The sequence below is a fragment of the Micromonospora sp. NPDC007271 genome (genome assembly GCF_040634005.1).
In the GTDB taxonomy this organism is placed as follows: domain Bacteria; phylum Actinomycetota; class Actinomycetes; order Mycobacteriales; family Micromonosporaceae; genus Micromonospora.
Genome location: NZ_JBEYER010000003.1, coordinates 60,655 through 87,348 on the forward strand (window position 1 = coordinate 60,655; position 26,694 = coordinate 87,348).

Sequence of the window (26,694 nt, forward strand, 5' to 3'; positions counted from 1 at the left end):
CGGGTCGGGGCTCAGCTGTGCAGGCCGCACTCGGTCTTCTCGAACATGGCCCACCGGCCCGCCCGGGGGTCCTCCCCCGCCTTCGTCCGGCGCGTGCAGGGCCAGCAGCCGATCGAGCCGTAGCCCCGGCCGAACAGCTCGTTGACCGGGATGTCGTAGCGGGCGACGTAGGCGTCCACGTCGCGCTCGGTCCAGGCGGCGATCGGGTTCACCTTGACCTTGCCGCGTCGGGTGTCGAAGGCCACCACCGGGGTGTTGGCCCGGGTCGGCGACTCGTCCCGGCGCAGCCCGGCCGCCCAGGCGTCGTACCCGGTCAGCGCCCGCTCCAGCGGCTCGACCTTGCGCAGCTGGCAGCAGTCGTCCGGGGACCGGCTGAACAGGCGGGGGCCGTACTGGCCGTCCTGCTGCCCGACGGTCATCCGGGGCCGGATCGACCGCACGTTCACCGGCAGCCGCCGGGCCACCTCGTCGCGGACCCGCAGCGTCTCGGGGAAGTGCAGCCCGGTGTCGAGGAAGACCACGTCCACGCCGGGCGCGACCCGGGAGACCAGGTGGGCCAGCACCCCGTCGGCCATCGAGCTGGTCACGCAGAAGCGGTCGCCGAACGTCTCCGCGGCCCAGCGGGCGATCTCCAGCGCCGGGGCGTCCGCCAGCTCCCGGCCGGCCTCCTCGGCCAGCGCGCGCAGCTCCTCCGGGTCGCGCCGCCCCGGATCGGCGGGGGCCGGGCCGCCGACTCCGACCAGGCCCAGGCCCGCGGCGGAGACCAGGCCGCTCACCGGTGCCGGCCGTTGGTTCGCGACTGCGGGGCTCCGCTCCGCTGCACTCCTCGCGCTCACCGGGCCACCGCCGGGGAGCGCAGACCGGTGAACCGCACGGTGAAGACCCGCGCGCAGGCGTGGCACTCCCAGGCGCCGTGCCCGGCCTCGCTCGGCCGCAGGTCCTCCTCCCCGCAGTACGGGCAGTAGAGAGGCACGGAACGGGCATCGCTCATCGCGCCACCTCGCTACGCTCGCTCATCGGAGTTCCTCCTCTTCGACCCTGATCACCCAGTTGGCGAAGGCCTCGCCCTCGCTCCGGCTGGCCAGGTAGCGGCGGGCCAGCCGTTCCACGTACTCGGGCAGCTCCTCGGCGGTGGTCTTCAGGCCGCGCAGCTTGCGGCCGAAGCCGGCGGTCCGCCCCTGCGCCATGCCGAGGCCGCCGCCGAGGTGCACCTGGAAGCCCTCCACCTGCCGGCCGTCCGGGCCGACCACCAGCTGCCCCTTGAGCCCGATGTCCGCGACCTGGGTGCGGGCGCAGGCGTTCGGGCAGCCGTTGAGGTGGATGGAGATGTCGGCGTCGAAGTCGCGCAGCCGCTCCTCCAGCCGGGCCACCAGCTCCGCGCCGCGCGCCTTGGTCTCGACGATGGCCAGCTTGCAGAACTCGATGCCGGTGCAGGCCATCGTGCCGCGCCGCCAGGCCGACGGCCGGGCCTCCAGGCCGATCCGGCGCAGCTCCGCCACCAGCGAGTCGGTCCGCTCCGGCGCCACGTCCAGCACCAGCAGCTTCTGGTACGGGGTGAGCCGCACCCGGTCGCTGCCGTGCGCCTCGACCACGTCGGCGAGCCGGGCGAGCTGCGGGCCGGAGACCCGACCCACCACCGGGGCCGCCCCGACGTAGTTGCGGCCGTCGCGCTGCGGGTGCACGCCGATGTGGTCGATCGGCTTCGCCGGCAGCTCCGGGGCGGGACCGTCGAGCAGCGTCCGGCCCAGGTACTCCTTCTCCAGCACCTCGCGGAAGCGCTCCACGCCCCAGTCGGCGACCAGGAACTTCAGCCGGGCCCGGTTGCGCAGCCGGCGGTAGCCGTAGTCGCGGAAGATGCCGACCACGCCGGCCCAGACGTCCGGCACCTCGGCCAGCGGCACCCAGACGCCGAGGCGCCTGGCCAGCATCGGGTTGGTGGACAGGCCGCCACCGACCCAGAGGTCGAAGCCGGGACCGTGCTCCGGGTGCGTCACGCCGAGGAAGGCGATGTCGTTCGCCTCGTACGGGGTGTCGACCAGCCACGAGATCGAGGTCTTGAACTTGCGGGGCAGGTTGGAGAAGCGCTTGTCGCCGACGTACCGGCGGACGATCTCGTCGATCGCCGGCGTCGGGTCGACCAGTTCCTCCCGGGCCACGCCGGCGACCGGGCTGCCCAGCACGACGCGAGGGCAGTCGCCGCACGCCTCGGTGGTCTGCAGGCCCACCTCCTCCAGCCGGCGCCAGATCTCCGGCACGTCCTCGACCCGGATCCAGTGGAACTGGATGTTCTGCCGGTCGGTGATGTCGGCGGTGTCCCGGGCGAACTCGCGGGAGATGTCGGCGACGACCCGGAGCTGGGCCAGGTTCAGCTCGCCGCCGTCGACCCGGACCCGGAGCATGAAGAACTCGTCCTCCAGCTCGTGCGGCTCCAGCACGGCCGTCCGCCCGCCGTCGATGCCCACCTTCCGCTGGGTGTAGAGGCCCCACCAGCGGAATCGGCCGCGCAGGTCCTGCGGGTCGATCGAGGCGAAGCCATGGTGGGCGTAGATGTTCTCGATCCGGGCGCGGACGTTCAGCGGGTCGTCGTCCTTCTTGATCCGCTCGTTGGCGTTGAGCGGCTCGCGGTGCCCGAGGGCCCACTGCCCCTCGCCCCGGGGACGGCGGGGTGCCCGTACGGCGGGCGGGTTGTCGGAGCGGGTGGGGGTGCTGCTGACCGCCATCGCGGCGTCCTCCGTCTGTCTGCGGTGCCTGGGAACGCGGACGCGACGGCCGGCCCTGCTGGAGGGCCGTGGACGGCGATGTCGGTGACGGCCGGCGCGTGGGCGCGCCCGAGACAAGGTGGGTCGGGCGTCGTCAGTTGGCCGGACAGATCGCGCTGCGCACGCGGCCGTAATCGACGTGGCGGCGGGCCACGAAGCGGCGGACGACAGCGGCGGTCATGGGCCACATGCTCCCACACCGATCGGGTGCTGGCCAACGGCGCGAGGTGTGATCCCACATCACGGGCGGCGCGCTCGGCCGCCCGGCAAAGGTGCCGGGCGGCCGGTCAGGCAGCGACCGCAATCGGCGGACGGGCACGGCGGGCCCCGTGCTCGTGTGACGCTGCGAGACGTGACCGTCTCTTCTGGTTCGCCGCCGATCGGGGACGGCGCCCCGACGGCCGGCGGGCCGGCCGGCTCACAGCGGCGGGGGCGCCGGGTGTGGCTCTGGCCAGCGCTGCTCACGCTGGTGATCACCCTCGCCGGGATCGGTCACGCGCAGCCCTGGCGGGACGAACTGGCGACCTGGAGCGCAGCCCGCCGCCCGACCGGCGACCTGGTCCGACTGGCCGGCACCATCGACGCCGCGACCGGGCCCTACTACCTGCTCATGCATGTGTGGGTCGCCGTCTTCGGTGACTCGACGACCGCGCTGCGGCTGCCGTCGGCGCTGGCCATGGCGGCGACCGCCGGGCTCACCGCCCACCTCGGCGAGCGGCTGATCGACGCCCGGGCGGGGCTGCTCGCCGGCCTGCTCTTCGCGGTTCTCCCCGGCATCTCCCGGTACGGCCAGGAGGCCCGCCCGTACGCTCTGGCCACGCTCCTCGCGGTGCTCGCCACCGTGCTCCTGGTCGGGGCGCTGCGGCAGCCGTCCTGGCCCCGCTGGGCCGGGTACGCCGCCGCGGTCCCCGCCCTGGGCCTGGTTCACCTGATCGCACTCACCCTGCTCGCCGCCCACGCCGTGGCAGTGCTGCTCGTCGGATGGCGAGGCACGGCGGCAGCCGGTCTCGACGCGCCGGCCGCCGAGCAACGGCCCGGCGACCAGCCGGCCGAGCGCCGCCGCACGCTGTGGCGGTGGGTGGTCGCGTTGCTGCCGGCCGCCCTGCTGGTCACGCCGCTCGTGCTGCTCGCCAGGTCGCAGCAGTCCCGGCAGCTCGACTGGGTGCACCTCGCCCGCCCGGCCAACCTGGCGGCGCTCCCCGGCGGGGTGGCGCAGAGCGGGGTGGTGGGCGGGCTGCTGGTCGGCCTCGCCGCGCTCGGGGCTGGGCGGCTCGGCCGGCGGGCACTGCTGCCGGGCGCCGCCGTCCTGCTGCCGGCGCTGCTGCTCTTCGCCGCCGGTGCGGTCGTGCCACTCTGGGTGACCCGGTACCTGGTCTTCACCGTGCCGTTCGCCTGCCTGCTGGCCGGGGCGGCGCTGGCCGGCGTACGCCTGGCGCCGGCGGTCGCCGTGGTGGCCCTGGCCGGGGTGCTCGGCCTGCCCGACCAGGCGGCGCTGCGCCGCACCCACGAGTGGCCGCGCACCGCCCCCGTCGACTACCGGGGCGCGGCCCGGATCATCGCCGAGCACCAGCAGCCGGGCGACGGGATCGCGTACTCGCCCCGGGACAGCTGGCTCTTCCTCGACCTGGGCATGGCGTACCACCTGGGGTCGCGGCAGCCCCGCGACGTGCTGGTGACCCGCGACCAGCGGCAGCGCGCGGACCTCTGGGCCAGCGAGTGCGCCCGGCCCGCGGGGTGCCTGGCCGGCGTGGACCGACTCTGGCTGGTGGTGTCCGGCCGCCGGGCCGATCCGGTGGCCGCGGTGCCCGGTGCCAAGGGCACGGCCCTCCGGGACGACTTCACCGTCGCGCAGGTCTGGCCCCGCCCCGGCATCACCGTCGCCCTCCTCGCCCGTTGACCCCGACGCGGGGCGCGCCCAGCGTGGCGCGCGGGTCAGGGCGTGAGGCGGTCGGTGGGGGTGCGGGCGAGGGGGACGACCAGCAGGGCCTCGGTGCCGCCCGCGGCGCCGTTGCGCAACTCGATGGTGCCGCGCAGCTCGCCGGTGACCAGGGCCCGGACGATCTGGAGGCCGAGGTTGCCGCCACGCTCGGCGTCGAACTGCTCGGGCAGGCCGCGCCCGTTGTCCGCCACCGAGACGTGCAACTGCTTGCGGAGCCGGTGCGCCGAGACCACCACCTCGGGCGGCGCCGGGCCGGCCGGGCCCGGGATGCTTTCCTCGCCCGCGGGCGGGAAGCCGTGCTCGACGGCGTTGAGCAGCAACTCGTTGAGGATCATCACCAGCGAGGTGGCGATCTCGGCGGGCAGTACGCCGAAGCTGCCCTGCCGGCGCATGCCGACCGTCACCTCGGTGGCCGCGACCTCGGTGGCCGCGCTGGCCACCCGGTCGACGATGCCGTCGAACTCGACCGCCTCGTCACTGGACATGGAGAGCGTCTCGTGCACCAGGGCGATCGAGGCGACCCGGCGTACCGACTCCTCCAGGGCGACCCGGGCCTCCGGCATGCTGACCCGGCGGGCCTGGAGGCGGAGCAGCGCGGCGACCGTCTGGAGGTTGTTCTTCACCCGGTGGTGGATCTCCCGGATGGTGGCGTCCTTGGTGATCAGGGCCCGGTCGCGGCGGCGTACCTCGGTGATGTCGCGGACCAGCACCAGCGCGCCGATCGGCACGCCGGCCGGCATCAGCGGCAGCGCCCGGGTGAGCATGGTGGCGCCCCGGGCGTCGATCTCCCGCCGGGGCGGCGCGTCGCCACGCAGCGCGGCCAGCACCGCGTTCGCCGCGTCGGTACCTTCGAGGGGGTCGCCGGCCAGCCGGCGGTGCAGCTTGGCCAGGTCCTCCCCCACGAGATGGGACGCGTAGCCCAAGCGTCGGTACGCGGACTGCGCGTTCGGGCTGGCGTAGGTGATCGTGCCGTTGGCGTCGAGCCGCACCAGGCCGTCGCCGACCCGGGGCGCCGAGGTGGTCTCGCCCGGGTGCCGGGGCGGCGGGAAGGTGCCGTCGGCGACCATCTGGGCCAGGTCGTCGGCGGTGGTCAGGTAGTTCAGCTCGAGCTGGCTGGGCGTCCGGGCGGTGGACAGGTTGGTGTCCCGGCCGACCACCGCGATGACCTCGGCGGCCTCCCCGTCGGCGGTACGCAGCCGCACCGGGATCGCCTCGTGGCGGGCGGGCACGTCGCCGTACCAGACCGGGTCGCCCTCCCGCCAGATCCGGCCCTGCCGGTGGGCGACCTCCAGGTGCGCCACCTCCGGCCCGCCGACGATCCGGCCGACCTGGTCGTCAAGGTACGCGGTCGGCGCGGTCGTCGGGCGCACCTGGGCCACGCAGAGGAACGTGCCCTCGCCGTCCACCGGCACCCAGAGCAGCAGGTCGGCGAAGGACAGGTCGGAGAGGAGCTGCCAGTCGCCGGCGATCCGGTGCAGGTGGTCGATGTCGGCCGGCCGGAGCTGGGTGTGCTCCTCGGCGAGGTCGCGCAGCGTGGACACGCTGAACAGAGTGCCACGCCGGAGGTCACATCGTCGTCGTGACCTTCTTCAACCCGCGCGGGGCGTCCGGGTCCTCGCCCCGGGCCAGCGCCAGGGCGAGCGCGAGCCGCTGGAGCGGGAGGATGTCCAGCAGCGGGGCGTACCGCTCGTCGACCTCGGGGACGGCCATCCGGGCGGTCGCCTCGACGTCGGCGGAGCCGACCACCACCACGTCGGCGCGCCGCTCCCCGAGCCGGGGCAGCACCTCGCGCATCGACTCCCCGCCGGGGCCGGAGCCCACCACGGCGAGCACCGGCACGTCGGGGTCGGTCATGGCGAGGGGGCCGTGCAGCAGGTCGGCACCGGAGAAGGCGAGCGCCGGCAGGTACGACGTCTCCATCAGCTTCAGCGCCGCCTCCCGGGCCGTCGGGTACGCGTACCCCCGGCCGGTGGTGACGAGCTGGGCGGCGAACCGGTAGCGCGGGGCGAGCTGCGCCGGGGTGGCGTCGGACAGGGTGCGTTCGGCCAGCTCGGGCAGGCGGGCGAGGGCGGCGCGCTCCTCGGCGGGCAGCACCCCGTCGCCGGCGCGTACCCCCTCCACCAGCATCAGCAGCGCGAACAGCTCGGCGGTGTACGTCTTGGTCGCCGCGACCGCCCGCTCGTGCCCGGCGGCGATGTCCACGCTCAGCTCGGCCGTGCGGACCAGCGGCGAGTCGGGGTTGTTGGTGACGGCGAGGGTGAGCGCGCCGGAGGCGCGGGCCACCCGCAGCACCTCGGCCAGGTCGGGCGAGCCGCCGCTCTGGCTCACCCCGACCACGAGGGCGTCGGAGAGGTCGGGCCGGGCGCCGAAGACGGTGATCGCGCTCGGCGAGGCGAGGCCGGCCGGCAGGCCGAGCCGGATCTCGGTCAGGTACGCGGCGTAGAGCGCGGCGTGGTCGGAGGTGCCCCGGGCGGTGAACACCACGTGGCGGGGGTGGCGCTCGGCGATCACCGCCGCGACCCGGGCGATCGCCGCGGCGTGCTCGGTGGAGAGCAGGCGGTCGTAGCCGGCCGGCTGCTCGGCGATGTCGGCCGCCATGCCGGCCCCTGGACGTGTCACGAAAGACCCCCTCCTGCGCGATCGCCGCGCGATCGGTGCTCAGTCTTGCATCGTTCAGCCGCATCAAGCAACGGAACGAGCAGTAGTGCGCAGTGGATCACCATTCGGCTGCATGATCCCCTAGGCTTGCCCGGCGAAGCACCATCGAGAGGACGACGTGCCCGAGGACGACCCCGCGCTCTCTGCGGCGGAGGAGCTGGCGCTGGCCCGGCTGGCGCTGGCCGAGGGGGATCTGCCGCACGCCGCCGGGCACGTCGCCGCCGCCCTCGTCCAGGCTCCCACGCTGCCCGAGGCGCACGAGACGCTCGCCCGGCTGGCCGCGGTCAGCGGCAACGACCTGGAGCTCTTCCCACTCGGCCACCGCGCCTTCGTCGGTGCGGTGGTGGCCCGCGCCCACCTGCTCGCCGCCGCGGGACGCCCCGCCGAGGGGCTCGACCTGCTGGCCGCGGCCACCGGCCACGCGCCCGAGGCCGACTGGGCCGGCGTGCCCTGGGTGACCGCCCCCGACCTGCCCGAACGGCTCGATCCCGAGCGCACCGCCCGGATCCTCATGCAGCTCTGCGCGGCGGTGCCCGACCCGGTCCCGCGCCGGCTGCGTGAACCGCTGCGGCCCTACCTCACGCTGGCCCGCAACGCGGTCACCGTGCACCCCGGCCACCCGCTGCTGCTGGGCGCGGCGTCCGCGCTGGCCCGGCGCCTCGGCGAGGCCGCCCTCGCCGTCACCTGGGCCGCCCGAGGGGTACGCGCCGAGCCCAGCAAACTCGGCGAGGTCTGGCTCGGGTACGCGTACCGCAGCGCCGGCCGGATCCGGGAGGCGCTCGCCGCGCTCGGGCGGGCGGTCGCGCACGACCCCGACGACCTCGCGGTCTACGCCGACATCGCCGGCACCCTAGCCGACCACGGCCGGCTCGACGAGGCGCTGGACTGGATCGACCGGGCCCTCGCCAAGGACCCCACCTTCGACTGTGCGGTGCACACCGCGCACCGGCTGCGCTTCCAGCGCGACGGGGACGTGGCGCACCTGGTGGCCCTGGCCGACTTCGTCCGGGACCACCCCGACGACAGCCACGAGCACGGCGACCTGGCCGAGTGCTGCCGCGGCCGCCCGTGGCTCGGGCAGGTGACCCCGGCCGGCGGGCCGGTGCCGGACGCGCTGCGCCGGGCCGCCGCCGAGGGCGCCGCCCGGGTCGTCGTACGCCTCGACGCGCTCGAACCGCCCAGCGCGATGCGGACCGCGGCGGCCGTGCCCGGGCTGGACGTCGAGGTGGCCGCGCTCGCCGGCCCGGACCCGCGGGAGCCCCGGCGAGCCACCACCCGCCCGCTCTGGCGCTACGAGGGCACCACGGCCACGCCCACCCTGCCGGCGCCCTCGGCCGAGGCGGCGGAGCGGATCCGGCAGCTCGCCCACCCGGCCTGGCCGCACCCGCCGGCCGCGTACGACGCCGCGGTCGGGCTGGCCACCCTGGAGCTGACCGACCTGCTCGGCCTGCTGGTGCATCCGCCCGAGGCCCCGGCCACCGCGCTGGGCCGGGTGCTCGCCGGTCAGGACCCGTCGCTCTGGGTGCGCTGCGTGCAGGTGTGGGCCTGCCTCGGCCTGCTGCACCACCGCACCGACGAACCGTGGGCCGGGTCCACCCGTCGCCGGGTGCTGCTCGAACTGGTCTGGGACGTGGAGGACTGGATCACCGAGGCCGCGCTGTTCGCCCTGGTCACCGCCGCCTGGGTCGACCCGGCCGTACGCTCCGACGTGGCCGGGGTGATGGCTGAACGGCTCGCCGACGTGGCGGCCGTGGGCCGGGAGCGCCGGGTGCCGATCGCGGTGTCGCTGGCGCACCTGGCGCTGGCCGCCCCGGACGTCGACCCGCCCACCCGGGACCTCGCCCGCGAACTGATCAGCGGCTCTCCGGCCGATGCCCCGGTGACACCCTGGCGCCGGTTCCGGCGCCGCCTGGCCGCCCTCTTCCACCGCCCCTGACGAGCGCCCGCAACCCCGCGCCCGAAGATCCTGGTGGGAAAGTGCGCAGCCAGCGGCCGCACTGGTGCCAGTGCGCAGCCAGCGGCCGCACTGGTGCCGAAAGCTGCGAGCGCGGCGGACGGGTGGGCCCGGAACGCGGCGCGGCCACGCCGTACCTCTCGCGAGGTCGGCGTGGCCGCGGAGCGTGCGTCAGGCCACGGGCGCCTTGCCGAGGGCGGCCTCGGCCTGGTCGTCCGGGGTGGTACCGGCGGGCGGGGTGTCGTTCGTCGAGCGGAGCGGGACCTCCTTGATGAACCAGGCGAGCACCGGCACCGCGACGGTGCAGAGCACCGCCCAGAAGAACACGTGCGAGATGGCGTCGGCCAGGGCGCCGAGGACGACCTCGCGCACCGGCGAGGCAAGCTCCTTGAGCTTCTCCAGGTCCATGGCGCCACCCTCGCCACCGCCCTTACCGTCGAACGCGGCGCCGGCGGCCGAGCCGGCGAGCCGGTTGGCGAAGATCGCGCCGAAGAGCGAGACGCCGAACGAGCCGCCGATCGAGCGGAAGAAGGTGGCCGCGCCGCTGGCCGCGCCGAGATCCTTCTGCTCCACGCTGTTCTGCGCGATGAGCATCGAGGTCTGCATGAGGAAGCCCATGCCGACGCCGAGCACGATCATGTAGAGCGAGGACTCGGTCTTGCTGGTGTGCAGGTCGAGCCGGGTGAGCAGGCCCATACCGGCGGTCATCACCACGCCACCGATGATCGGGAAGGCCCGGTAGCGGCCGGTCTTGGTGATGGTGCGACCGACCACCAGCGAGACCACGAGCATGCCGAACATCAGCGGAAGCAGCAGCAGGCCGCTGTTGGTGGCCGAGGCGCCCTGCACGGTCTGCTGGTAGAGCGGCAGGAAGTTCATCGCGCCGAACATCGCGAAGCCGAGCAGGAAACCGAGCACCGAGATGAGGGTGAAGTTCCGGTTGGCGAACAGGCCGAGCGGAAGGATCGGCTCGGCGGCCCGCCACTCGACGAAGCCGAAGGTCACCAGCGCGGCCCCGGCGAGAACGGCCAGGCCGAGGATCTGCGGGGAGGTCCAGTCGTACTCGTTGCCGCCCCAGGTGGTGACCAGCACGATCGCCGTGATGCCCACGGAGAGCAGCGCGGCGCCCAGCCAGTCGATCTTGTGCTCGGTGCGGTACTTCGGCAGGTGCATGGTGGTGGCCAGCACGAGCAGGGCGAGACCGCCGAGCGGCAGGTTGACGTAGAACGCCCAACGCCAGGAGAGGTGGTCGGTGATGAAGCCGCCGACCAGCGGGCCGGCCACCATCGCGATGGCCATGATCCCGGCGATCATGCCCTGGTAGCGGCCCCGCTCGCGCGGCGGCACCAGGTCACCGATGATCGCCATCACGCCCACCATCAGGCCACCGGCGCCGAGGCCCTGGACGGCCCGGAACGCGATCAGCTCGATCATGCCGTCGTTGGCGCCGCCGAGGAAGCTGGAGCCGGCCATGCCGCAGAGCGCGGAGCCGACCAGGAAGACGACCACCGAGGTCAGGAAGACGGCCTTGCGACCGTAGAGGTCACCGAGCTTGCCCCAGATCGGGGTGGAGACCGTGGTGCCCAGCACGTACGCGGTGACCACCCAGGTGAAGTGGCCGGCCCCGCCGAACTCGAAGACGATCCGCGGCAGCGCGGTGCTGACGATCATGTTGTCGAGCATCGCGAGCATCATCGCGATCATCAGGCCGAACAGGACGACCCGGACGTTGGGTCTCGCCGTCGCCTGGGCTGGTTGACTCATGGGTGAACTCCCCCGAAGATTGTGACCGACTTACTTGCCGCCCGGCTAGTTACCTTACTAGCCGCACGGTAAGTTGGTAGTCGGAAAATCGTCAAGTGGGATAGGTGGTAACGGTGAGGGAGAGCACAGGCGGCACGCGGGAGCGCATCCAGGCCGTCGCGCTGGAACTCTTCACCGAGCAGGGCTACGAGAAGACCTCGCTCCGGGAGATCGCCGAGCGGCTGGAGGTGACCAAGGCCGCCCTCTACTACCACTTCAAGAGCAAGGACGAGATCGTCAGCAGCTTCGTCGACGACCGGCTGCGCCGGATGGACGAGCTGATCGAATGGGCCCACGCCCAGCCCGCCACCCTGGCCACCCGCCGGGCGCTGATCAGCCGGTACGCGGACGCGATGTTCGCCGGCGAACTGCCCGCGGTGATGCGCTTCTTCGAGCAGAACCAGACCGTGCTGAAGAGCCTCGCCGCCGGGAAGCAGATGCGGGAGCGGATGATGCGCCTCGCCAACGAGCTGTGCCGGGGCGACGACTCGCCGGCCGCCCAACTGCGCGCCGCGCTCACCCTGTTCGCCGTGCACAGCAGCTGGTTCGCGGTCCGCGCGCCGCACATCACCGACGACGAGCGCAAGAAGATCGCCCTCGAGGTGGCCGACGAGCTGCTGGCGAAGATCGGCACCGGCGACTGAGCGCGGACCGACCGCCACCACGGGCGCCGGCTGGGCCGGCCGCCCTCAGGGGCGGCCGGTGAGATCCAGCCGCAGGCCGAGCAGCTCCACGCCGGGCAGCGGTGACCGGTCCTTCTCCGGCACCCGGACGAAGCCGAGCCGCGTGTAGAGCCGGTGGGCCGTGGCGGCCATGCCGGCGCGTACGCAGATCACCACGGCCGAGCAGCCGAGTTCGACGGCCCGGGCCACGCAGGCCCGGACCAGGGCCGCGCCGGCGCCGCGCCCCTGCGCGGCCGGGTCGACCGCGAGCATCCGGAACTCGGCCTCCCCCGGGCCGGACAGCTCGGCGTACGGGGTGCCTGGGAGCACGAACGTGACCGCGCCCAGCACCTCGCCGGTGGCCTCGTCGACGGCGACCAGCACCTCGCCGGTCTCCGCCCGGGTGGCCACGTCGGCGAGCACCGTGCCGTAACCGTGCTCCCCCTTGAGCTGCCCGTCCGCCTCGTACGCGGCGACCGTCAGGCGGGCCACCGCCGGGTGGTCGGCCGGCTCCGCGCGCCGGACGAGGAGGCCGCTCAACCGATCACCGCGATCAGGTCGCCGTCCTGCACGACGTCACCCTCGTTGACGGCGATCTGCTGCACGACGCCGTCGGCCTCGGCGACGACCGGGATCTCCATCTTCATCGACTCCAGGATCACCAGCGTGTCTCCCTCGGACACGCTGTCCCCGGCCGACGCGACGACCTTCCAGACGTTCGCCACCATCTCGGCGCGGATCTCCTCGGCCATGCTCACGGCCCTCCCTCTCCACCGGTGTTCCTGCGAACGGTATCCAATCATGGCGGCGGTCACCTTCGGACGGAGAGCGGCGGCCTGGCCCCGCTCCGCCCCCACCGGACCCCCGGGACCGCCGCCGGCACTAGCATCAGCCGGGTCGGTCCCCGGGACCGGTACGCGACCTCCGCCGCGCTCGCCCGCGGCCGGACGTGACCAGCACAAGGAGGCAGAGCATGGCGAAGAAGGCCCGGAAGAAGAAGGCCCGCAAGAAGAGCGGCGCGAACCACGGCAAGCGCCCCAACTCCTGATCGTCGGGAGGCACGACGGCGGTGGCCCGGGTCCGTGCGGACCCGGGCCACCGGTGTCTTCAGCTCGTCGTGCGCACGCTCAGTCGGTGAGTTCGCGGGACTCGGTGGTCTCGAAGACCACCAGCTCGCTCAGGCGGACCCGCAGCCGCTCGCGCAGCTGCTCCGGCGCGGTCTCCTTGCCGCAGCAGCGGGCGACCAGCGCCTTCACCTCCTGCTCGATGCCGTACTCGCGCAGGCAGGGCCCACACTCGTCGAGGTGGGTCCGGATCAGGAGGCGCCGCTCCTCGGCGCACTCCAGGTCCAGGTAGAGGTAGACCTCCTCGAGCACCTCACGGCAGTCCGTCTCGTGCGGCTCTCCACAGCTCACGGTCACACCTCCCGGCCGGCGGCGGCGGTCGAACCCTTCGACGGCGCGGCGCTGAAGCCCCGCTCGGCCGCGTACTGCTCGAGCAGCTTGCGCAGATTACGTCGGCCGCGGTGCAGGCGCGACATCACGGTGCCGATCGGCGTACCCATGATCTCGGCGACCTCCTTGTAGGAGAAGCCCTCGACGTCGGTCAGGTAGACGGCCAGGCGGAACTCCTCCGGCAACTGCTGGAGGGCCTCCTTGACGTCGCTGTCCGGCAGCCGGTCGAGCGCCTCGGTCTCCGCCGAGCGCAGGCCGCTGGACGTGTGCGACTCGGCCTCGGCGAGCTGCCAGTCGGTGATCTCGTCGGTGGGCGCCTGGACGGGCTGGCGCTGCCGCTTCCGGTAGGAGTTGATGTAGGTGTTGGTCAAGATCCGGTAGAGCCAGGCCTTGAGGTTGGTGCCCTGCTCGAACTGGTGGAAGGCGGCGTACGCCTTCAGGTAGGTCTCCTGGACCAGGTCCTCGGCATCCGCCGGGTTCCGCGTCATCCGCAGCCCGGCAGCGTAGAGCTGATCGACGAAGGGCATCGCGTCCCGCTCGAAGCGGGCCCTGCGCTCGTCCGTCTTTTCGGTGGTCAACCGCACATCCCCTCGCGTCGGATGCTTTCCCGCCGAGGATACGCGTACCAACCTGTCCGCCGATTCACTTCCGGCCGGTGTGCTGGCCCTCACCGCCGACGCGGGCCACTCCGGCGCGTCGAGCAGCCGCCTCAGCGCCCGCCCGTCCCGGTCGTCCCGCTCCCGGCTCCGTGTCTCGATCGGCACCGGCCACCCCCCTCGGCTGGAAATGTCGTCCCGGGGGTGGTAACGCCCGCCGGGTACGGCACATTCCGCCGCCACCCGCCGTTCCTGGTCCCGGCCCCGGCCGCGACCGGCGCTGGGACCAGGAAGGGCCTGGGAGGATGGCCCCGGACGCTCGAACCGGGCGCCCGGCACCACCCCGTGCAACGACCCGCCGCCGCCTCGGGTCACGGCTGGCAAGATCACGCCGCACCGGCCGGAGAGGCCGCCCTTTCCTGGTTCGAGCAGCCGGCGGCCGGAAGGGGGGCCGGTGTCAGGCGGATGCCCAGCCCAGAGCGCGCAGCCAGTCGCGGACCACAGCGGCGCTGCCCGCCGGGTCGCCCCGCAGGTCGTGCCGCTCGCCGGGGCGGACCACCACCTCGACGTCCGGGCCCGGCTGCGGGATGCCGAACGGGTCACGGTCGCCATTGACGACCAGAGTGGGCAGGCCGGTGGCCAGTTCGCCAGCGCGCGAGCGCTCCGGGCGCCCCGGGGGATGCAGCGGGAAGGCGAGCGCGACCACACCGGCCGCACCGGTGGCACGGGCCGTGCGGCAGGCGACCCGGGCGCCGCTGGATCGGCCACCCACCACCCAGCGGGACACCGTCGGGTGGCGCTCCTTGAGCACGGCCGACACGGCGCACCAGGCCTCGTCGAGGTGCGCGGCGGGAGCCGGCGCACGCCGCCCCGCGACCCGGTACGGCTGGGTCACCCGGATCACGCCCACCCCGGCTTCGATCACCGCGTCCCGGACCGCGAGCAGGTCCGGCGCGTCCACGTCGCCGCCCGCGCCGTGACCGAGCACCAGCAGGGTGCGCACCGGACCCACCGGCAGGTCAATGTCGGCGCGAGCCGGCCCGCGGGGCGTCTCGACCTCGTCGCTGTGCCGCATTGGCCCATTCTGCGGCCGGCGCATCGCCCCGCCGCGCCGGCCCCGACGGCGGCCCCCGCATCGCCGCGCGCCACGGATCACCGACGGCGCGGACGTCGGCGTCCTCGGGCGCGGGGCCATCCCAACCGGCACGCGCGCACCGGCCGGAAAAGCCGGCCCGAAAGCCGGCCGGAAAGACCGTCGCCCGCGTCCTCGCGGGACGCGGGCGACGGTGCACGGAATCAGCGCGACGGCACCAGAGTGAGCAGGCGGTCGCGGACCGGCGGCCCGGCCTCGTCGGCCGCGTCCGGATCCGGCTGCACCTCGCTGCGCCAGGCGACGAGCATCGCCCGCCGTTCGCGCGGCGTGGTGCCGCCCCAGACGCCGTGGCAGTCGCCCACCTCCAGCGCCCAGGCGAGGCAGGACCCCTGGACGTCACAACTGCGGCAGAGCGCCACGGCCGTGTCGGCCGGCTCGTTGGGTGCCGGAAAGAAGGTCTCCGGATCCACGCTCTGGCAGGTACCTCTGGTCCGCCACGCCTCGTCCTGCCGCCGCTCACGCAACGCCCGCAGCAGTCGCGGGTCTCGTCGTGCGGCGGCCACCTCGTGCGGGCGGGGCATACGCGCCCGTGTCAATACACCCACCTCCCCCGTGGGACCGGCAAATGATCACGAATGATCGAAGGGTGTCATCCGCCCCGTGCGAACGGACACCCAACGCCAGCGCTGTGTTTTATCGCACTTGGGGACACGGGGACAACCCTCTGCCGTGAACATGACTAAACGGCCGGGCGACGTTTCAGGTCCAACCCCGGCAAATCAGCACACGACAATGTGCGGCAAGATCAGAACAACGTCATTTCCGAGGCAGTCTCCCCTCGCGCCAGCGGCACCCGGGCGGTGAGCCCGGGCCCGTCGTTCCGGACGTCGCCCACGGCCGGGGACACCGGGCGGATCTCCAGCCCGGCGAGCCACTCCGGGGCGGGCGGGACGAGCAGCGCGCCCGGTTCGTCGGTCGGGCCGAGCCAGGCCCCCCACCGCTCCCGGGGCAGCAGCAGTGGCATCCGGTCGTGCACCTCGGCCAGCTCGCCCACGGCCGCGGTGGTCAGCACGCTGAAGGTGAGCCGGGTGGCGCCGGCCGACTCCCAGACCGACCAGATGCCGGCGAAGGCCAGCACCGAACCGTCCACCGGGTTCATGTAGTACGGCTGCCGCCGGCCGTCCGGCTCGCGGACCCACTCGTACCAGCCGTCGGCCGGGACCAGGCAGCGCCGACGGGCGAAGGACGGGGCGTACGCCCGGCTGGTGGCGATCGTCTCCGCCCGCGCGTTGATCATGCGGGCCGCCCCAGCGGCGCTGCGGGACCAGTGCGGGAGCAGACCCCAGCGGCCGACCGAGAGCAGCCGGTGCCCCTCCGGCGCCAGCCGGACCAGCGGCACCGGGTCGGTCGGGGCGACGTTGAAGTCCGGGCCGACCGCGCCGCCGGTCTCGTCGTACGACTCGAACAGCGCGCTCAGGTCGCCCGCGCTCCGGGTCGTCGCGTACCTGCCGCACATGGCGCACACGCTAACGCGCCACCGGCGTTCCGGCTGTCCCGCCAACCGGGAGCAGACACGACGGGCGGTTCCACCGGCCCGCGGAGTTGGCAGAATGTGAGCGTGGGGAATCTGACCGCGACCCGGCCGCCGCAGCCGTGGACCGCACCGACGGCCACCGACCCGGTCGCCATCACGCTGCGCCTGCCCGGCTCGAAGTCGATGACCGCCCGGGCGCTGGTGCTCGCCGCGCTGGCCAGCGGCCCGTCGACGCTCGACCGGCCGCTACGCGCCCGGGACACCGAGCTGATGGCCGGCGGGCTGCGCGAGCTGGGCGCGCACGTGTCGATCTCCGACGACGAGCGCTGGCTGGTCCGGCCGCACCGGCTGGTCGGCCCCGCGCACATCGACGTCGGGCTGGCCGGCACGGTGATGCGCTTCCTGCCGCCGGTGGCCGGCCTCGCCGCGGGCCGGGTCACCTTCGACGGCGACCCGCAGGCCCGGGTCCGCCCGCTCGGGCCGCTGATCGGGGCGCTGCGCTCCCTCGGCGTACGCATCGACACCCCCGCCACCGGCAGCCTGCCGCTGGCGGTCCTCGGCGCCGGCGGGGTCGCCGGCGGCGAGGTGGTCATCGACGCCTCCGCCTCCAGCCAGCTCGTCTCCGGGCTGCTGCTGGCCGCGCCCCGCTTCGACCGGGGCCTGGTGGTCCGGCACGAGGGTCCGCCGGTCCCGTCCGCGCCGCACCTGCGGATGACCGTGCAGATGCTCCGCGCCGCCGGGGCCGCCGTCGACGACGGCACCCCCGACGTCTGGGTGGTCGAGCCCGGCCCGCTGACCGGGCGCGGCTGGGAGATCGAGCCGGACCTCTCCGGTGCCGTGCCGTTCTTCGCCGCCGCCCTGGTCACCGGCGGCGAGGTGACCCTCCAGGGCTGGCCGCCCAGCAGCATGCAGCCGGTCGAGCAGCTCCGCACGCTGCTGACCCGGCTGGGTGGCCAGGTGACGCTCACCACCGCGGGGCTCACCGTCCGGGGCACCGGCAGCGTGCACGGCCTGGACGCCGACCTCTCCGACGTCAGCGAGCTGACCCCGGCGTTGACCGCGCTGGCGATGCTCGCCGACTCGCCGTCCCGGCTGACCGGAATCGGGCACATCCGGGGGCACGAGACCGACCGGATCGCCGCCCTGGCCAAGGAGTTCACCGCGCTCGGCGCGGACATCACCGAGTCCGCCGACGGGCTGGAGATCCGGCCCCGCCCGTTGCGCGGCGGGGCCTTCCGGACGTACGCCGACCATCGGATGGCGCACGCCGCGGCGGTCGCCGGGCTGGCCGTCCCCGGCATCGAGGTGGACGACGTGACGTGCACCTCGAAGACCATGCCGGAGTTCCCGGCACTATGGTCGGGGATGGTGACCGGCAAGAGCTGACGCGACGGGGGGACGTCCTGGCGACCAGGCGGCGGGAGTACGACGAGGACGACGTCCGGGTCCGACCCGGGAAGTCCTCGCGCCCGCGTACGCGCACCCGGCCCCGCCACGAGAACGCGGTCGACGGGTTCGTCATCGCCGTCGACCGGGGCCGCTACACCTGTGTGCTGCCCGACGCGGGGCCGGACGCCCCGACCGTCACCGCGATGCGCGCCCGCGAGCTGGGCCGCCGGTCGGTGGTGGTGGGCGACCGGGTCGCCCTGGTCGGCGACGTCTCGGGCCAGCCCGGCGCGTTGGCCCGGATCGTCCGGATCGCCGAGCGCCGCTCGGTGCTGCGCCGCACCGCCGAGGACGACGCGACCACCGCCGAGGGGCGGCTGGAACGGGTGGTCGTCGCCAACGCCGACCAGCTGGTGATCGTCAGCGCGCTGGCCGACCCGCCGCCGCGCACCGGGTTCATCGACCGCTGCCTGGTGGCCGCGTACGACGCCGACATCGAGCCGCTGCTCTGCCTGACCAAGGCCGACCTGGCCGGCCCCGAGGCGGTCCTCGGCTATTACACCGAGCTGGAGCTGCCGTACGTGCTGATCCGGCCGGACTCGGCGCTGGACGCGCTGCGCGCGCTGCTCGCCGGCCGGGTGTCGGTGCTGGTCGGGCACTCCGGGGTGGGCAAGTCGACGCTGGTCAACCGCCTCGTTCCGGAGGCCGACCGGGCGGTCGGCACGGTCAGCGCGATCGGCCGGGGGCGGCACACCTCGACCAGCGCGGTGGCGCTGCGGCTGCCCGCGCTGCCCGATCCCGCCGCAGGCGCCGCGGGCTGGATCATCGACACCCCCGGGGTACGCAGCTTCGGGCTGGCGCACGTCTCGGCGGAGAGCCTGCTGCACGGCTTCCCGGACCTGGTGGAGGCGACGGTCGACTGCCCGGCGAACTGCCAGCACACCGCCGACGAGACGGACTGCGCGCTGGACGCCTGGGTGACCGCCGGCAAGGCCGACCCGCGCCGGCTGGCCTCGTACCGTCGGCTGCTGGCCTCCCGGTCCGGTGAGGGCGACCTGCGCGAGCCCGAGCGCAACCCCGGCGATCCGCTCGCCGGTTCCTGACCGGCGGAACCCGGGCTGCCCCGCCGTCGCGGCCGCCCCGGCGTCGCTACCGTGTCCCGCATGACCGGGTACGCCGACGACCTCGCCCTCGCCCACCTGCTCGCCGACGCCGCCGACGCCGTCTCCACGGCCCGGTTCCGCGCCCTCGACCTGCGGGTCGAGGCCAAGCCCGACCTGACCCCGGTCTCCGACGCGGACACCGCCGTCGAGCGGGCGATCCGCGCGCTGCTGGCCGAACACCGGCCCGGTGACGGCCTGCTCGGCGAGGAGTACGGCGAGCAGCCGGCGACCACGCCCGACGGGCGGCGCTGGGTGATCGACCCGATCGACGGCACGAAGAACTTCGTCCGGGGCGTACCGGTCTGGGGCACCCTGATCGCGTTGCTGGAGGCCGACCGGCCGGTGCTGGGCCTGGTCTCCGCCCCGGCACTCGGCCGGCGCTGGTGGGCCGCCCTGGGCACGGGCGCGTACGCCGGCCCCGACCTGGCCGCCGGCGCGCCGATCCGGGTCTCCGGCGTCACCGGCCTGGCGGACGCGAGCATCTGCTACTCCTCGCTGACCGGCTGGGAGGAGGCCGGCCGGCTGGAGGCAATGCTCCAGCTCATGCGCGACACCTGGCGCAGCCGGGCGTACGGCGACTTCTACGGTTACATGCTGCTGGCCGAGGGGGCCCTGGACGTGATGGTGGAGCCGGAGCTGTCGCTCTGGGACATCGCCGCCCTGGTCCCGATCGTCACGGAGGCGGGCGGCACCTTCACCGACCTGGCCGGGCGACCGGCTCCCGCCGGGGCCGGCGCCGACGAGATCAGCGCGATCGCCACCAACGGCGCACTGCACGGCGACATCCTGGCCCGGCTCGGCCGACCAGCCGCGCGCTGACCCCCTGGCGGTCCTCTATCCTCGCCAGGTGGTGTCCTCCGGTTGGTGCTTCCTGGCGGCGATGATCGTCGCGTACGGCTTCGCCAACCTGCTGCAGTCGGTGGCCGCGGCGCGGACCACCGTGCACCACACCTTCGACCCGGGGCTGCTGCTCCGGCTGGTCGGCCACCGGACCTACCTGGTCGGGCTGTTCTGTCAGGTGACCGGCTTCGTACTGGCCTTCCTGGCCCGCCGCGACCTGCCGCTGTTCCTGGTCCAGGCCAGCGTGGCGGCCGGGCTCGGGGTGACCGCGCTGCTCGGCGTGGTGGTGCTCAAGTGGCGGCTCCCGCTCGCCGAGGTGGTGCTGCTCGTACTGCTCTTCGCCGGGATCACCGCGCTGGTGCTCGCCGCCGAGCCCGCGCCGTCCCGGCAGCTCGGCGCCGCGGGGCTGGTCGGCCTGGCGGCGGCGCTCGTCCTGATCGCCGTACTCGGCTTCTTCACCGCCCGGCTACGCGGCGCGCCCGGCTCGGTGGCGCTCGGTTCGCTGGCCGGCATGGCGTTCTCCGCCGCCGCGGTGGCCGCCCGCCCGCTCGCCTCGGCCGACTCGGTGGAGGCGTTCGTCCGTGACCCGCTCCTCTACCTGCTGATCGCCCACTCGGTGGTCGGGCAGCTGCTGCTCGGCCTCGCCATGCAGCGCGGTTCCACGACGGCGGCGGTGGCCGCGATGGACGCCGCCGGGGCGGTCCCCGCGGCGATCATCGGCCTGCTGCTGCTCAACGACCAGATCTGGCCGGGGCGGGAGTGGCTGGCCGGCATCGGCTTCCTGGCTACGCTGGTCTCGGTGGTCGGCCTCACCCGGTACGCCGAGCCCCAGCACCACCACGCGGTGGTCCGTGACCGGGAACACGCGATGGTCGCCGCCGGCCCGGCCGCCCGGCCACGCCCCTGACCGCAGCCCGCCCTGACCGGCCACGACTCAGGCGTCCTCGACCGGTGGTCCGTGACTCAGGCCGCCTCCACCGGTTTGCGCAGGCTGACCACCCGCTCGTAGAGCCGTTCCAGGGCGCCGGCCGTCCGCTCCCAGGTGTAGCTGCACCGCACCCGGTCCACCCCGGCGTGCCCGTACGCGAACCGCCCGGCGTTGTCGGCCAGCAGCCGGCGCAGGGTCACCCCGAGGCTGCGGACGTCCCCCGGTGGGACGAGCTTTCCGGTCACCTCGTCGACCACCGCGTCGGCGAGCCCGCCCATCGCGTAGCCGACCACCGGCACCCCGCACGCCATCGCCTCCAGGGACACCCGGCCGGCGGAGGAGTAGTGCGGCGTGCAGGCGACCACGTCGGCGGAGCGGTACCAGGTGGCCATCTGCTCGTGCGGGACCGCGCCGACCAGCTTCACCTGGTCCCCCACCCCGGTCCGCTCGGCCAGCTCGCGCAGCCGGCGTGCCTCGGCGTGGTCGGCCAGCTGGTCGGCGGGCGGACCGCCGGCGATGACCAGCTCGGCGTCCCCGACCAGCCGCATCGCCCGGATCACGTCCTCCTGCCCGTGCCGGGGCGAGAGCCCGCCGACGGAGAGGATCCGGGGCCGCTGGTCCCGGGGGGCGGCCTCGCCGTCCGGGTGGAACTGCTCGGTGTCCACCCCGGTCGGCACCATCGCCACCGCGGTGCGCTGCAGCCCCATCCGGGTCAGCTCGTCGACCTCGTCGTTGCACTGGGCGATCGCGATGTCCACCGCCCGGGTCAGCGCCCGCTCCAGCGGGATCCGCTCCCCCGGCCCGTCGTACCGCTGGCCGAGGTGGCGCAGCTGCTCGATCCCGAGCGAGTGGAAGGTCTGCACGACCGGGATGTCGGTCTCGCGTACGGCGTGGGCGGCGGCCAGACCACCGACCCAGTAGTGCCCGTGCACCACCTCCGGCGCCCAGTCCCCGGCCCATCGCTGCGCCAGCCAGCGACCGAACTCGGCCACGTACGGCACCAGCTCGGCGGTGGCCAGCGGCTCGGGTGGGCCGACCGGCACCCGCTCCAGGCGGTAGCCGTCCAGCTCGAGCGACTCGGGCTGGCCCGGCGCGTCGCGCCGCTCGTGGACCCGGACGTCGTGACCCCGCACGGCGAGTTCGGCCGCCACCCGCGCGACGTGCTGGTGCGTGCCGACGGTGGAACCTTCGACGGACGGGCCGGCGTGCGCGCACACAAGGCCGACGCGCATGGTGCACCTCCACGCGTTCTATCCAGCGGTGGTCCTCCGGTCAGAGGGTCCCATTAACCCGGCTCCGGTGCGCCGAAACCTGGCAGATCGGGAGCCGTCCGGCGGACCATGCCGGGTGGTGAGCGATCCCGACGTTCCACCAGCTTCCCGGCGGGCCGCCCGCCTTCCCGGCCACCGGCTGACCCGGATCGATCGCCAGCCGGGCCGGATCGCTCGCCGGCCGGCCGCGATCCGGCCGACCACGGCCGCATGACCGGCCCGCGGCGGGGGTACCGGCGAGGCATGCCTCTCACCCGCAGCCTCGACGACGCCACGGTCGTGATCACCGGTGCCTCCAGCGGCATCGGGGCGACCACCGCGTACGCGCTGGCCCGCCGGGGCGCCGACGTCGTGCTGGCGGCCCGCAGCGAGGAGGCCCTGCACCGGGTCGCCGACCGCTGCCGGAGACTGGGCGGCCGGGCACTGGTGGTGCCCACCGACGTGACCGACCCGGAGTCGGTGGAGCGGCTCGCGGCGCGGGCGACGGCGGAGTTCGGCCGGATCGACGCCTGGATCAACAACGCCGCGGTGACCGCGGTGGGGCTGTTCGACGAGATCCCGGTCGCCGAGTTCCGCCGGGTGGTGGAGGTGAACCTGCTGGGCACGGTCCACGGGACGAAGGCGGCGCTGCGCCGGCTCGAGGCGGCCGGCGGCGGCGTCCTGGTCAACAACGCGTCCGTGCTGGCCGAGGTGGCCATGCCCTACCAGTCGGCGTACAACGCGACCAAGCACGGCATCCGGGGACTGGCCGACACGGTCCGGCAGGAGCTGCGGGTCACCGGCCGGAACAACGTCTCCCTGTGCACCGTGCTGCCGGCGAGCATCGACACCCCGTTCTTCCGGCACGCCGCCAACCACAGCGGCCGGGAGGTGACCCCGCCTCCGCCGGTCTACCCACCGGAGCTGGTGGCCGAGACGATCGTCCGGCTGCTGCAGCGGCCCCGGCGGGAGGCGTACGCCGGCGGCGCGGCCCGGCTGCTCGGGCTCCAGTGGCGGCTGGCCCCGGCGCTCGTCGAGCGGATGCTCGGCTGGTACACCGCTCGCACCCAGTTCGGCCCCGGCGTACGCCTGGCCGCCACCGGCAACGTGTTCCGGCCGGACGCGGCGGCGGAGTCGACGGACGGCTGGCACGGCCGCCGGCGGCAACTGGTCCGGATGACGGCGTTCGGGCTGGCCGCGGCGGGCACCGCCGTGGGCACCGTGGCCGCGATCAGTCGCCGGACGCGGACGGGCCGCTGGTGAGCCGGGCCGGCCGGCCGGGTGCGTCCGGGTTGCCCCGGGGAACGACGGCTGTCCCGAGCTGGGGCCGTCGCCCGTCCTGCACCTGGCCGTCCGCGACGGCTCCGCCCGACCGCCCGCGTACGCCGGAGTGGCCCCGCTCACCTCGGCAGGCGGCCTCGGGCTGCTGCTCATCGACACGGTCTGCCCCCGCTGGCGCAGCACCCCGCTGTGCCGGACGGCAAGGTCGTCTGGTGCGTGCTGGACGCCGAGGACGAGGCCGCCCGCCGCGGCTGACCCGCTCCCAGGGGCCGCCGGCCAGGACGCATCGACCCGGTATCCGCCCGTTCCTCCCGATCCACCCCGCCGGACCCGGTTAACGCGGTCAACTCGGCGGGTAGTGACCGGTCATGCGCGACGACGAGTACCCCACCCCCGTGTCCGATCCGGAGGCGGAGGGCCTGCCGGACACCGCCGACGACGACTCCACGGCCAACGACGACGTCCGGACCGGCCGAGAGGCGGACGGCCCTGAGCCGGCCCAGCTTCCCGCCGACCGCGACCCGGTGGCGGTGGACCGGTACGGGACCACCGCCGAGGAGCAGCTCGACGGCGAGTCGCTGGACTACAAGCTCCAGCGGGAGATGTACGAGCGGCCCGCCGACGACCCGCTCGCCGGCCCGGTCGATCCGGGCATCGCCTCCGAGGCGGACAGCGAGGAGGCCGCCGCGCAGGCCCAGTTCGACGCGGACGTGATCGACCCGGGCCCGAACTCCGACCCGCGCTCGGCGGTCTCCCTCTACGATCACGGCCAGCTCGGCGCCGTCGCGGACCACCAGGTGGGCCGGCTGGTCGAACCGGACGAGGGCGCGCACACCGATCAGGAGCGGGACAACATCGGGTACGACGCGGGCTCGGCCGGCGGCGGGGCGACGGCCGAGGAACTGGCCGTCCACGAGACCCGCCCACCGGAAGCGACCCCCTGACGGCGCCGGGACGGCCGTTCAGTCGTCCAGGCCCCGCTCGATGGCGTACCGGGTCAGCTGGACCCGGTTGTGCAGCTGCAGCTTGCCGAGCGTGTTCTGCACGTGGTTCTGCACCGTCCGGTGGGAGAGCCCGAGCCGCTCGGCGATCTGCTTGTACGACAGGCCCTTCGCCACCAGCCGCAGCACCTCGGTCTCCCGTTCGGTGAGCTGCGGGGCCGCCTCCTGGGCGATGGCCGGTGCGGCGGCCAGCCGCCGGTACTCCCCCAGCACCAGCCCGGCCAGCCCCGGCGTGAACACCGGCTCACCGGCCGCCGTGCGGCGCCCCGCGTCCAGGAACTCGGCCGGCACGGCCGACTTCACCAGGTAGCCCGTCGCCCCCGCCTTCACCGCGTCCAGCACGCTCTGCGGCTCGCCGCTGGCCGACAGCATCAGCACCCGCACCTCGGGCAGCGCGGCGCGCAGCCCGCGGATCACCTCGACGCCGGAGACGTCCGGCAGTTGCAGATCGAGCACGACCACGTCGGGTCGGACGGCCCCGGCCACCCGCACCGCCTGCCGCCCCTCCCCGATGGTCGCCACCACCAGGTGCCCGGCCTCGGTGAGGTCGCGGGCCACCCCCTCCCGCCACATCGGGTGATCGTCCACCACCATCACCCGTACGCCGGTGCTCATCGGCCGCTCCTCGGCACGCTCAGCTCGATCTCCGTGCCCGCGCCCGGGGCGGAGAGGATGTGCACCTCGCCACCCAGGTCGGCCACCCGGCCGCGGATGGACTGCGCCACCCCGAGCCGGCCCTGCGCCGCGGCCTCGGCGAGCCGCCCCGCCGGGATCCCCGGTCCCTCGTCGCGTACCGAGACGGTCACGGTCTCCCCCTCGTCCTCGATCAGCACCCAGGCCCGCCCGCCGGCATGCCGGGCCACGTTGTCCAGGGCCGCCCCGACCGCGGCGGCCAGTTCGCCGGCCACCCGGGCGGGCAGCGGCACCGGGGTGGCCGGCGCGGCGACCTCGACCGCCGCCGAGGCGTACCGGTCGAGCAGGTCGCGCAGGTCCCGGTCGGCCCCCTCCTCGGCCGGCACCGCAGCCGCCCGGCCGATCAGGGCGCGCAGGGCGGCCTCCTGCTCCCCGGCCAGCCGGGCCAGCTCGCCCGCCTCGCCGTCCAGGTGCGCGCCGCGCCGCTGCACCAGCGCCAGCACCTGGAGCACCGAGTCGTGGATGTCCCGGGCCAACCGCTCCCGCTCCCGGGTGGCGGCCTCCAGCTCCACCGCCCGCTGCAGCCGCTCCTCGGCGGTGACCGCCAGCCGGGCCACGTGCCCGACCACCGCCCCGGCGAGCAGCAGCAGGATCACCCCGGTCAGCGAGGACTGGCTGATCCGGGTCCGGGTGGCCAGGTCGACCCCGCCGAGCGCCAGGGCGGCAATCGCGCCGCGCCGCCGGCCGCCGGAGACCGCCCAGGCCAGCACCGGGCCGGCCAGCCAGGCGACGGTCAGGGTGGGCACGCCGGCGGCGAGCGCCGCGCGGCCCACCACCCAGGGGGTGGCCAGCATGATCGCCAGGACCACGCCGAGGTCGGCCAGGAGCAGCGGCCAGCGCCGTGCGGCCGGGCGCGCGTAGCCGACCGCGGTCGCCGCGGTCCAGGCCAGCATCGCCAGGAGTACGCCGCCCGCGGCGATCGGGTGGGCGTACCGGTGGGCATCACGGAGCACCAGCAACCCGACGTACGCCAGCGAGGCGAACCGGAACACCCCGATCGACCGCCAGAGCGGGACCTCCAGGCCACCCGGGGACGACGGCATGCGCGACACCATGCCACAGCTGGCGGCGGACCGGGGTGGTGGGTGCGGCCCGGGAAACCCTGACGTACGGTGGAAATGCCGCGAAAGTCGTCGAGATCCAGCGCCGGGACGGGCCATGACGAACGCAGAACCCCCCGCAGCGCGTACGGTTGTGCCCATCGAACCTTCCCTCCTCATCGCCGAGGCCTTCAACCAGGCCCAGGTGACCGCGCTACGGCACTCGGTCGCCTCCTGCGCACACGCCGCGGGGCTGCGCGGCCAGCCGCTGGACGACTTCGTGCTGGCGATCAACGAGCTGATCACCAACGCGGTCCGGCACGGCGGCGGCCAGGGCCGGGTGCGGCTGTGGCGCCAGGGCGGGGAACTGGTCTGCGAGGTCGCCGACCACGGCCACGGGATCAGCGCCCAGCAGCTCAGCGACCGCAACCGGCCCGCGCCGGACACGGCCGGCGGCTGGGGCCTGTGGCTGGCTCGGGAGCTGAGCGACTCAATGGTGGTCGACACCGGCGCGGCGGGCACGACCGTACGGATCACCACCGCGCTGGCCTCCCGGCAGCCCGCCGCCCAGCCCACCGAGGGCTGACCGGCCCGGCGAGGGCTGGCCGGCCCGGCGAGGGCTGGCCGGCCCGGCGAGGGCTGGCCGGCCCGGCGAGGGCT

The 26,694-nt window shown here is 74.7% G+C and carries 26 protein-coding genes; 10 read left to right on the forward strand and 16 right to left on the reverse strand.

Annotation, left to right across the window (positions count from 1 at the left end):
- Positions 1-11 precede the first annotated feature (11 nt).
- From ABZ570_RS02140 to ABZ570_RS02150, 3 genes are read right to left on the reverse strand one after another with little or no spacing between them, the layout of a single operon-like run.
- A complete protein-coding gene (locus tag ABZ570_RS02140) occupies positions 12-776 on the reverse strand; it encodes a phosphoadenylyl-sulfate reductase (protein WP_358055812.1) in 765 nt (254 codons plus the stop codon).
- Between the two features lie 56 nt (positions 777-832).
- Positions 833-991 (reverse strand): hypothetical protein, encoded by a 159-nt coding sequence (locus ABZ570_RS02145; RefSeq protein WP_358055814.1) that lies wholly within the window; start codon positions 989-991, stop codon positions 833-835.
- A 22-nt stretch (positions 992-1,013) separates the two neighbouring features.
- Positions 1,014-2,720 carry a nitrite/sulfite reductase gene (locus ABZ570_RS02150; protein ID WP_358055816.1) on the reverse strand — a complete coding sequence of 569 codons (1,707 nt, stop codon included), beginning with the start codon at positions 2,718-2,720 and terminating at the stop codon, positions 1,014-1,016.
- Positions 2,721-3,198: 478 nt separating this feature from the next.
- Between ABZ570_RS02150 and ABZ570_RS02155 the strand changes: the two genes are divergently transcribed.
- On the forward strand, positions 3,199-4,656 hold the full coding sequence (locus ABZ570_RS02155) for a glycosyltransferase family 39 protein (protein WP_358055972.1): 1,458 nt from the start codon (positions 3,199-3,201) through the stop codon (positions 4,654-4,656).
- A 35-nt stretch (positions 4,657-4,691) separates the two neighbouring features.
- On the opposite strand, the gene ABZ570_RS02160 is transcribed toward ABZ570_RS02155, so the two are convergent.
- Entirely contained in the window at positions 4,692-6,239 is a 1,548-nt protein-coding gene (locus tag ABZ570_RS02160) for a histidine kinase N-terminal domain-containing protein (RefSeq protein WP_358055818.1), read from the reverse strand.
- A 25-nt stretch (positions 6,240-6,264) separates the two neighbouring features.
- The gene (locus ABZ570_RS02165; RefSeq protein ID WP_358055974.1) at positions 6,265-7,296 is read right to left on the reverse strand and encodes an SIS domain-containing protein; all 1,032 of its coding nucleotides are present in this window, start codon (positions 7,294-7,296) and stop codon (positions 6,265-6,267) included.
- A 178-nt stretch (positions 7,297-7,474) separates the two neighbouring features.
- Between ABZ570_RS02165 and ABZ570_RS02170 the strand changes: the two genes are divergently transcribed.
- On the forward strand, positions 7,475-9,292 hold the full coding sequence (locus ABZ570_RS02170) for a tetratricopeptide repeat protein (protein ID WP_358055820.1): 1,818 nt from the start codon (positions 7,475-7,477) through the stop codon (positions 9,290-9,292).
- Between the two features lie 189 nt (positions 9,293-9,481).
- Here ABZ570_RS02170 and ABZ570_RS02175 read toward each other — a convergent pair whose 3' ends face one another.
- Positions 9,482-11,074 carry an MDR family MFS transporter gene (locus tag ABZ570_RS02175; protein ID WP_358055822.1) on the reverse strand — a complete coding sequence of 531 codons (1,593 nt, stop codon included), beginning with the start codon at positions 11,072-11,074 and terminating at the stop codon, positions 9,482-9,484.
- Positions 11,075-11,187: 113 nt separating this feature from the next.
- Here ABZ570_RS02175 and ABZ570_RS02180 point away from each other — a divergent pair, with 113 nt between their 5' ends.
- Positions 11,188-11,757: a helix-turn-helix domain-containing protein gene (locus ABZ570_RS02180; protein WP_358055824.1), complete on the forward strand. Its 570-nt coding sequence runs from the start codon at positions 11,188-11,190 to the stop codon at positions 11,755-11,757.
- A 45-nt stretch (positions 11,758-11,802) separates the two neighbouring features.
- Here the strand turns inward: ABZ570_RS02180 and ABZ570_RS02185 are convergent, their stop codons facing one another.
- The 7 genes from ABZ570_RS02185 to ABZ570_RS02215 all read right to left on the reverse strand — a co-directional run bounded on the left by ABZ570_RS02185 (position 11,803) and on the right by ABZ570_RS02215 (position 16,434).
- The gene (locus ABZ570_RS02185) at positions 11,803-12,315 is read right to left on the reverse strand and encodes a GNAT family N-acetyltransferase (RefSeq protein ID WP_358055826.1); all 513 of its coding nucleotides are present in this window, start codon (positions 12,313-12,315) and stop codon (positions 11,803-11,805) included.
- On the reverse strand, positions 12,312-12,533 hold the full coding sequence (locus ABZ570_RS02190; protein WP_358055828.1) for a biotin/lipoyl-binding carrier protein: 222 nt from the start codon (positions 12,531-12,533) through the stop codon (positions 12,312-12,314). Before ABZ570_RS02190 ends, ABZ570_RS02185 begins: the two co-directional genes overlap by 4 nt.
- A gap of 369 nt (positions 12,534-12,902) precedes the next feature.
- Positions 12,903-13,190: a mycothiol system anti-sigma-R factor gene (gene rsrA / locus ABZ570_RS02195; RefSeq protein ID WP_358055830.1), complete on the reverse strand. Its 288-nt coding sequence runs from the start codon at positions 13,188-13,190 to the stop codon at positions 12,903-12,905.
- A gap of 2 nt (positions 13,191-13,192) precedes the next feature.
- Positions 13,193-13,993 (reverse strand): sigma-70 family RNA polymerase sigma factor, encoded by an 801-nt coding sequence (locus ABZ570_RS02200; protein WP_358055832.1) that lies wholly within the window; start codon positions 13,991-13,993, stop codon positions 13,193-13,195.
- Between the two features lie 289 nt (positions 13,994-14,282).
- The gene (locus tag ABZ570_RS02205; protein ID WP_358055834.1) at positions 14,283-14,900 is read right to left on the reverse strand and encodes an alpha/beta family hydrolase; all 618 of its coding nucleotides are present in this window, start codon (positions 14,898-14,900) and stop codon (positions 14,283-14,285) included.
- A 221-nt stretch (positions 14,901-15,121) separates the two neighbouring features.
- Complete coding sequence (locus ABZ570_RS02210; protein WP_358055836.1) at positions 15,122-15,514, reverse strand: WhiB family transcriptional regulator; 393 nt, start codon at positions 15,512-15,514, stop codon at positions 15,122-15,124.
- A 209-nt stretch (positions 15,515-15,723) separates the two neighbouring features.
- Positions 15,724-16,434: an SOS response-associated peptidase gene (locus ABZ570_RS02215; RefSeq protein ID WP_358055838.1), complete on the reverse strand. Its 711-nt coding sequence runs from the start codon at positions 16,432-16,434 to the stop codon at positions 15,724-15,726.
- A gap of 102 nt (positions 16,435-16,536) precedes the next feature.
- On the opposite strand from ABZ570_RS02215, the gene aroA reads away from it, so the two are divergent.
- The 4 genes from aroA (at position 16,537) to ABZ570_RS02235 (ending at position 20,748) form a co-directional block, all read left to right on the forward strand.
- Positions 16,537-17,838, forward strand: a complete 1,302-nt coding sequence (gene aroA / locus ABZ570_RS02220) for a 3-phosphoshikimate 1-carboxyvinyltransferase (RefSeq protein ID WP_358055840.1) — start codon at positions 16,537-16,539, stop codon at positions 17,836-17,838.
- Positions 17,808-18,941: a ribosome small subunit-dependent GTPase A gene (gene rsgA, locus ABZ570_RS02225; RefSeq protein ID WP_358055842.1), complete on the forward strand. Its 1,134-nt coding sequence runs from the start codon at positions 17,808-17,810 to the stop codon at positions 18,939-18,941. The genes aroA and rsgA overlap by 31 nt, the downstream gene beginning before the upstream one ends.
- Before the next feature lie 60 nt (positions 18,942-19,001).
- Entirely contained in the window at positions 19,002-19,820 is an 819-nt protein-coding gene (hisN, locus tag ABZ570_RS02230) for a histidinol-phosphatase (protein WP_358055844.1), read from the forward strand.
- Between the two features lie 61 nt (positions 19,821-19,881).
- Entirely contained in the window at positions 19,882-20,748 is an 867-nt protein-coding gene (locus ABZ570_RS02235; protein WP_358055976.1) for a hypothetical protein, read from the forward strand.
- A gap of 56 nt (positions 20,749-20,804) precedes the next feature.
- Here ABZ570_RS02235 and ABZ570_RS02240 read toward each other — a convergent pair whose 3' ends face one another.
- Positions 20,805-22,001 (reverse strand): glycosyltransferase, encoded by a 1,197-nt coding sequence (locus ABZ570_RS02240; protein WP_358055846.1) that lies wholly within the window; start codon positions 21,999-22,001, stop codon positions 20,805-20,807.
- Between the two features lie 282 nt (positions 22,002-22,283).
- Here ABZ570_RS02240 and ABZ570_RS02245 point away from each other — a divergent pair, with 282 nt between their 5' ends.
- Positions 22,284-23,282: an SDR family oxidoreductase gene (locus tag ABZ570_RS02245; RefSeq protein WP_358055848.1), complete on the forward strand. Its 999-nt coding sequence runs from the start codon at positions 22,284-22,286 to the stop codon at positions 23,280-23,282.
- 386 nt (positions 23,283-23,668) lie between these two features.
- Positions 23,669-24,244 (forward strand): DUF5709 domain-containing protein, encoded by a 576-nt coding sequence (locus ABZ570_RS02250; RefSeq protein ID WP_358055850.1) that lies wholly within the window; start codon positions 23,669-23,671, stop codon positions 24,242-24,244.
- Positions 24,245-24,262: 18 nt separating this feature from the next.
- Here ABZ570_RS02250 and ABZ570_RS02255 read toward each other — a convergent pair whose 3' ends face one another.
- The gene (locus ABZ570_RS02255; RefSeq protein ID WP_358055852.1) at positions 24,263-24,916 is read right to left on the reverse strand and encodes a response regulator transcription factor; all 654 of its coding nucleotides are present in this window, start codon (positions 24,914-24,916) and stop codon (positions 24,263-24,265) included.
- Positions 24,913-26,037 carry a DUF5931 domain-containing protein gene (locus ABZ570_RS02260; protein WP_358055854.1) on the reverse strand — a complete coding sequence of 375 codons (1,125 nt, stop codon included), beginning with the start codon at positions 26,035-26,037 and terminating at the stop codon, positions 24,913-24,915. The genes ABZ570_RS02255 and ABZ570_RS02260 overlap by 4 nt, the downstream gene beginning before the upstream one ends.
- 115 nt (positions 26,038-26,152) lie before the next feature.
- On the opposite strand from ABZ570_RS02260, the gene ABZ570_RS02265 reads away from it, so the two are divergent.
- Positions 26,153-26,620: an ATP-binding protein gene (locus tag ABZ570_RS02265; RefSeq protein WP_358055857.1), complete on the forward strand. Its 468-nt coding sequence runs from the start codon at positions 26,153-26,155 to the stop codon at positions 26,618-26,620.
- The last annotated feature ends 74 nt before the right edge of the window (positions 26,621-26,694 follow it).

Excerpts from the sequence above, each read along its gene's own strand:
- ABZ570_RS02145 (WP_358055814.1), bottom strand. The coding sequence starts at position 991 with ATGAGCGATGCCCGTTCCGTGCCTCTCTACTGCCCGTACTGCGGGGAG.
- ABZ570_RS02150 (WP_358055816.1), bottom strand. The coding sequence starts at position 2,720 with ATGGCGGTCAGCAGCACCCCCACCCGCTCCGACAACCCGCCCGCCGTA.
- ABZ570_RS02165 (WP_358055974.1), bottom strand. The coding sequence starts at position 7,296 with ATGGCGGCCGACATCGCCGAGCAGCCGGCCGGCTACGACCGCCTGCTC.
- ABZ570_RS02175 (WP_358055822.1), bottom strand. The coding sequence starts at position 11,074 with ATGAGTCAACCAGCCCAGGCGACGGCGAGACCCAACGTCCGGGTCGTC.
- ABZ570_RS02205 (WP_358055834.1), bottom strand. The coding sequence starts at position 14,900 with ATGCGGCACAGCGACGAGGTCGAGACGCCCCGCGGGCCGGCTCGCGCC.
- ABZ570_RS02215 (WP_358055838.1), bottom strand. The coding sequence starts at position 16,434 with ATGTGCGGCAGGTACGCGACGACCCGGAGCGCGGGCGACCTGAGCGCG.
- rsgA (WP_358055842.1), top strand. The coding sequence starts at position 17,808 with ATGGTCGGGGATGGTGACCGGCAAGAGCTGACGCGACGGGGGGACGTC.
- hisN (WP_358055844.1), top strand. The coding sequence starts at position 19,002 with ATGACCGGGTACGCCGACGACCTCGCCCTCGCCCACCTGCTCGCCGAC.
- ABZ570_RS02235 (WP_358055976.1), top strand. The coding sequence starts at position 19,882 with ATGATCGTCGCGTACGGCTTCGCCAACCTGCTGCAGTCGGTGGCCGCG.
- ABZ570_RS02240 (WP_358055846.1), bottom strand. The coding sequence starts at position 22,001 with ATGCGCGTCGGCCTTGTGTGCGCGCACGCCGGCCCGTCCGTCGAAGGT.
- ABZ570_RS02245 (WP_358055848.1), top strand. The coding sequence starts at position 22,284 with ATGCCTCTCACCCGCAGCCTCGACGACGCCACGGTCGTGATCACCGGT.
- ABZ570_RS02250 (WP_358055850.1), top strand. The coding sequence starts at position 23,669 with ATGCGCGACGACGAGTACCCCACCCCCGTGTCCGATCCGGAGGCGGAG.
- ABZ570_RS02255 (WP_358055852.1), bottom strand. The coding sequence starts at position 24,916 with ATGAGCACCGGCGTACGGGTGATGGTGGTGGACGATCACCCGATGTGG.
- ABZ570_RS02260 (WP_358055854.1), bottom strand. The coding sequence starts at position 26,037 with ATGCCGTCGTCCCCGGGTGGCCTGGAGGTCCCGCTCTGGCGGTCGATC.
- ABZ570_RS02265 (WP_358055857.1), top strand. The coding sequence starts at position 26,153 with ATGACGAACGCAGAACCCCCCGCAGCGCGTACGGTTGTGCCCATCGAA.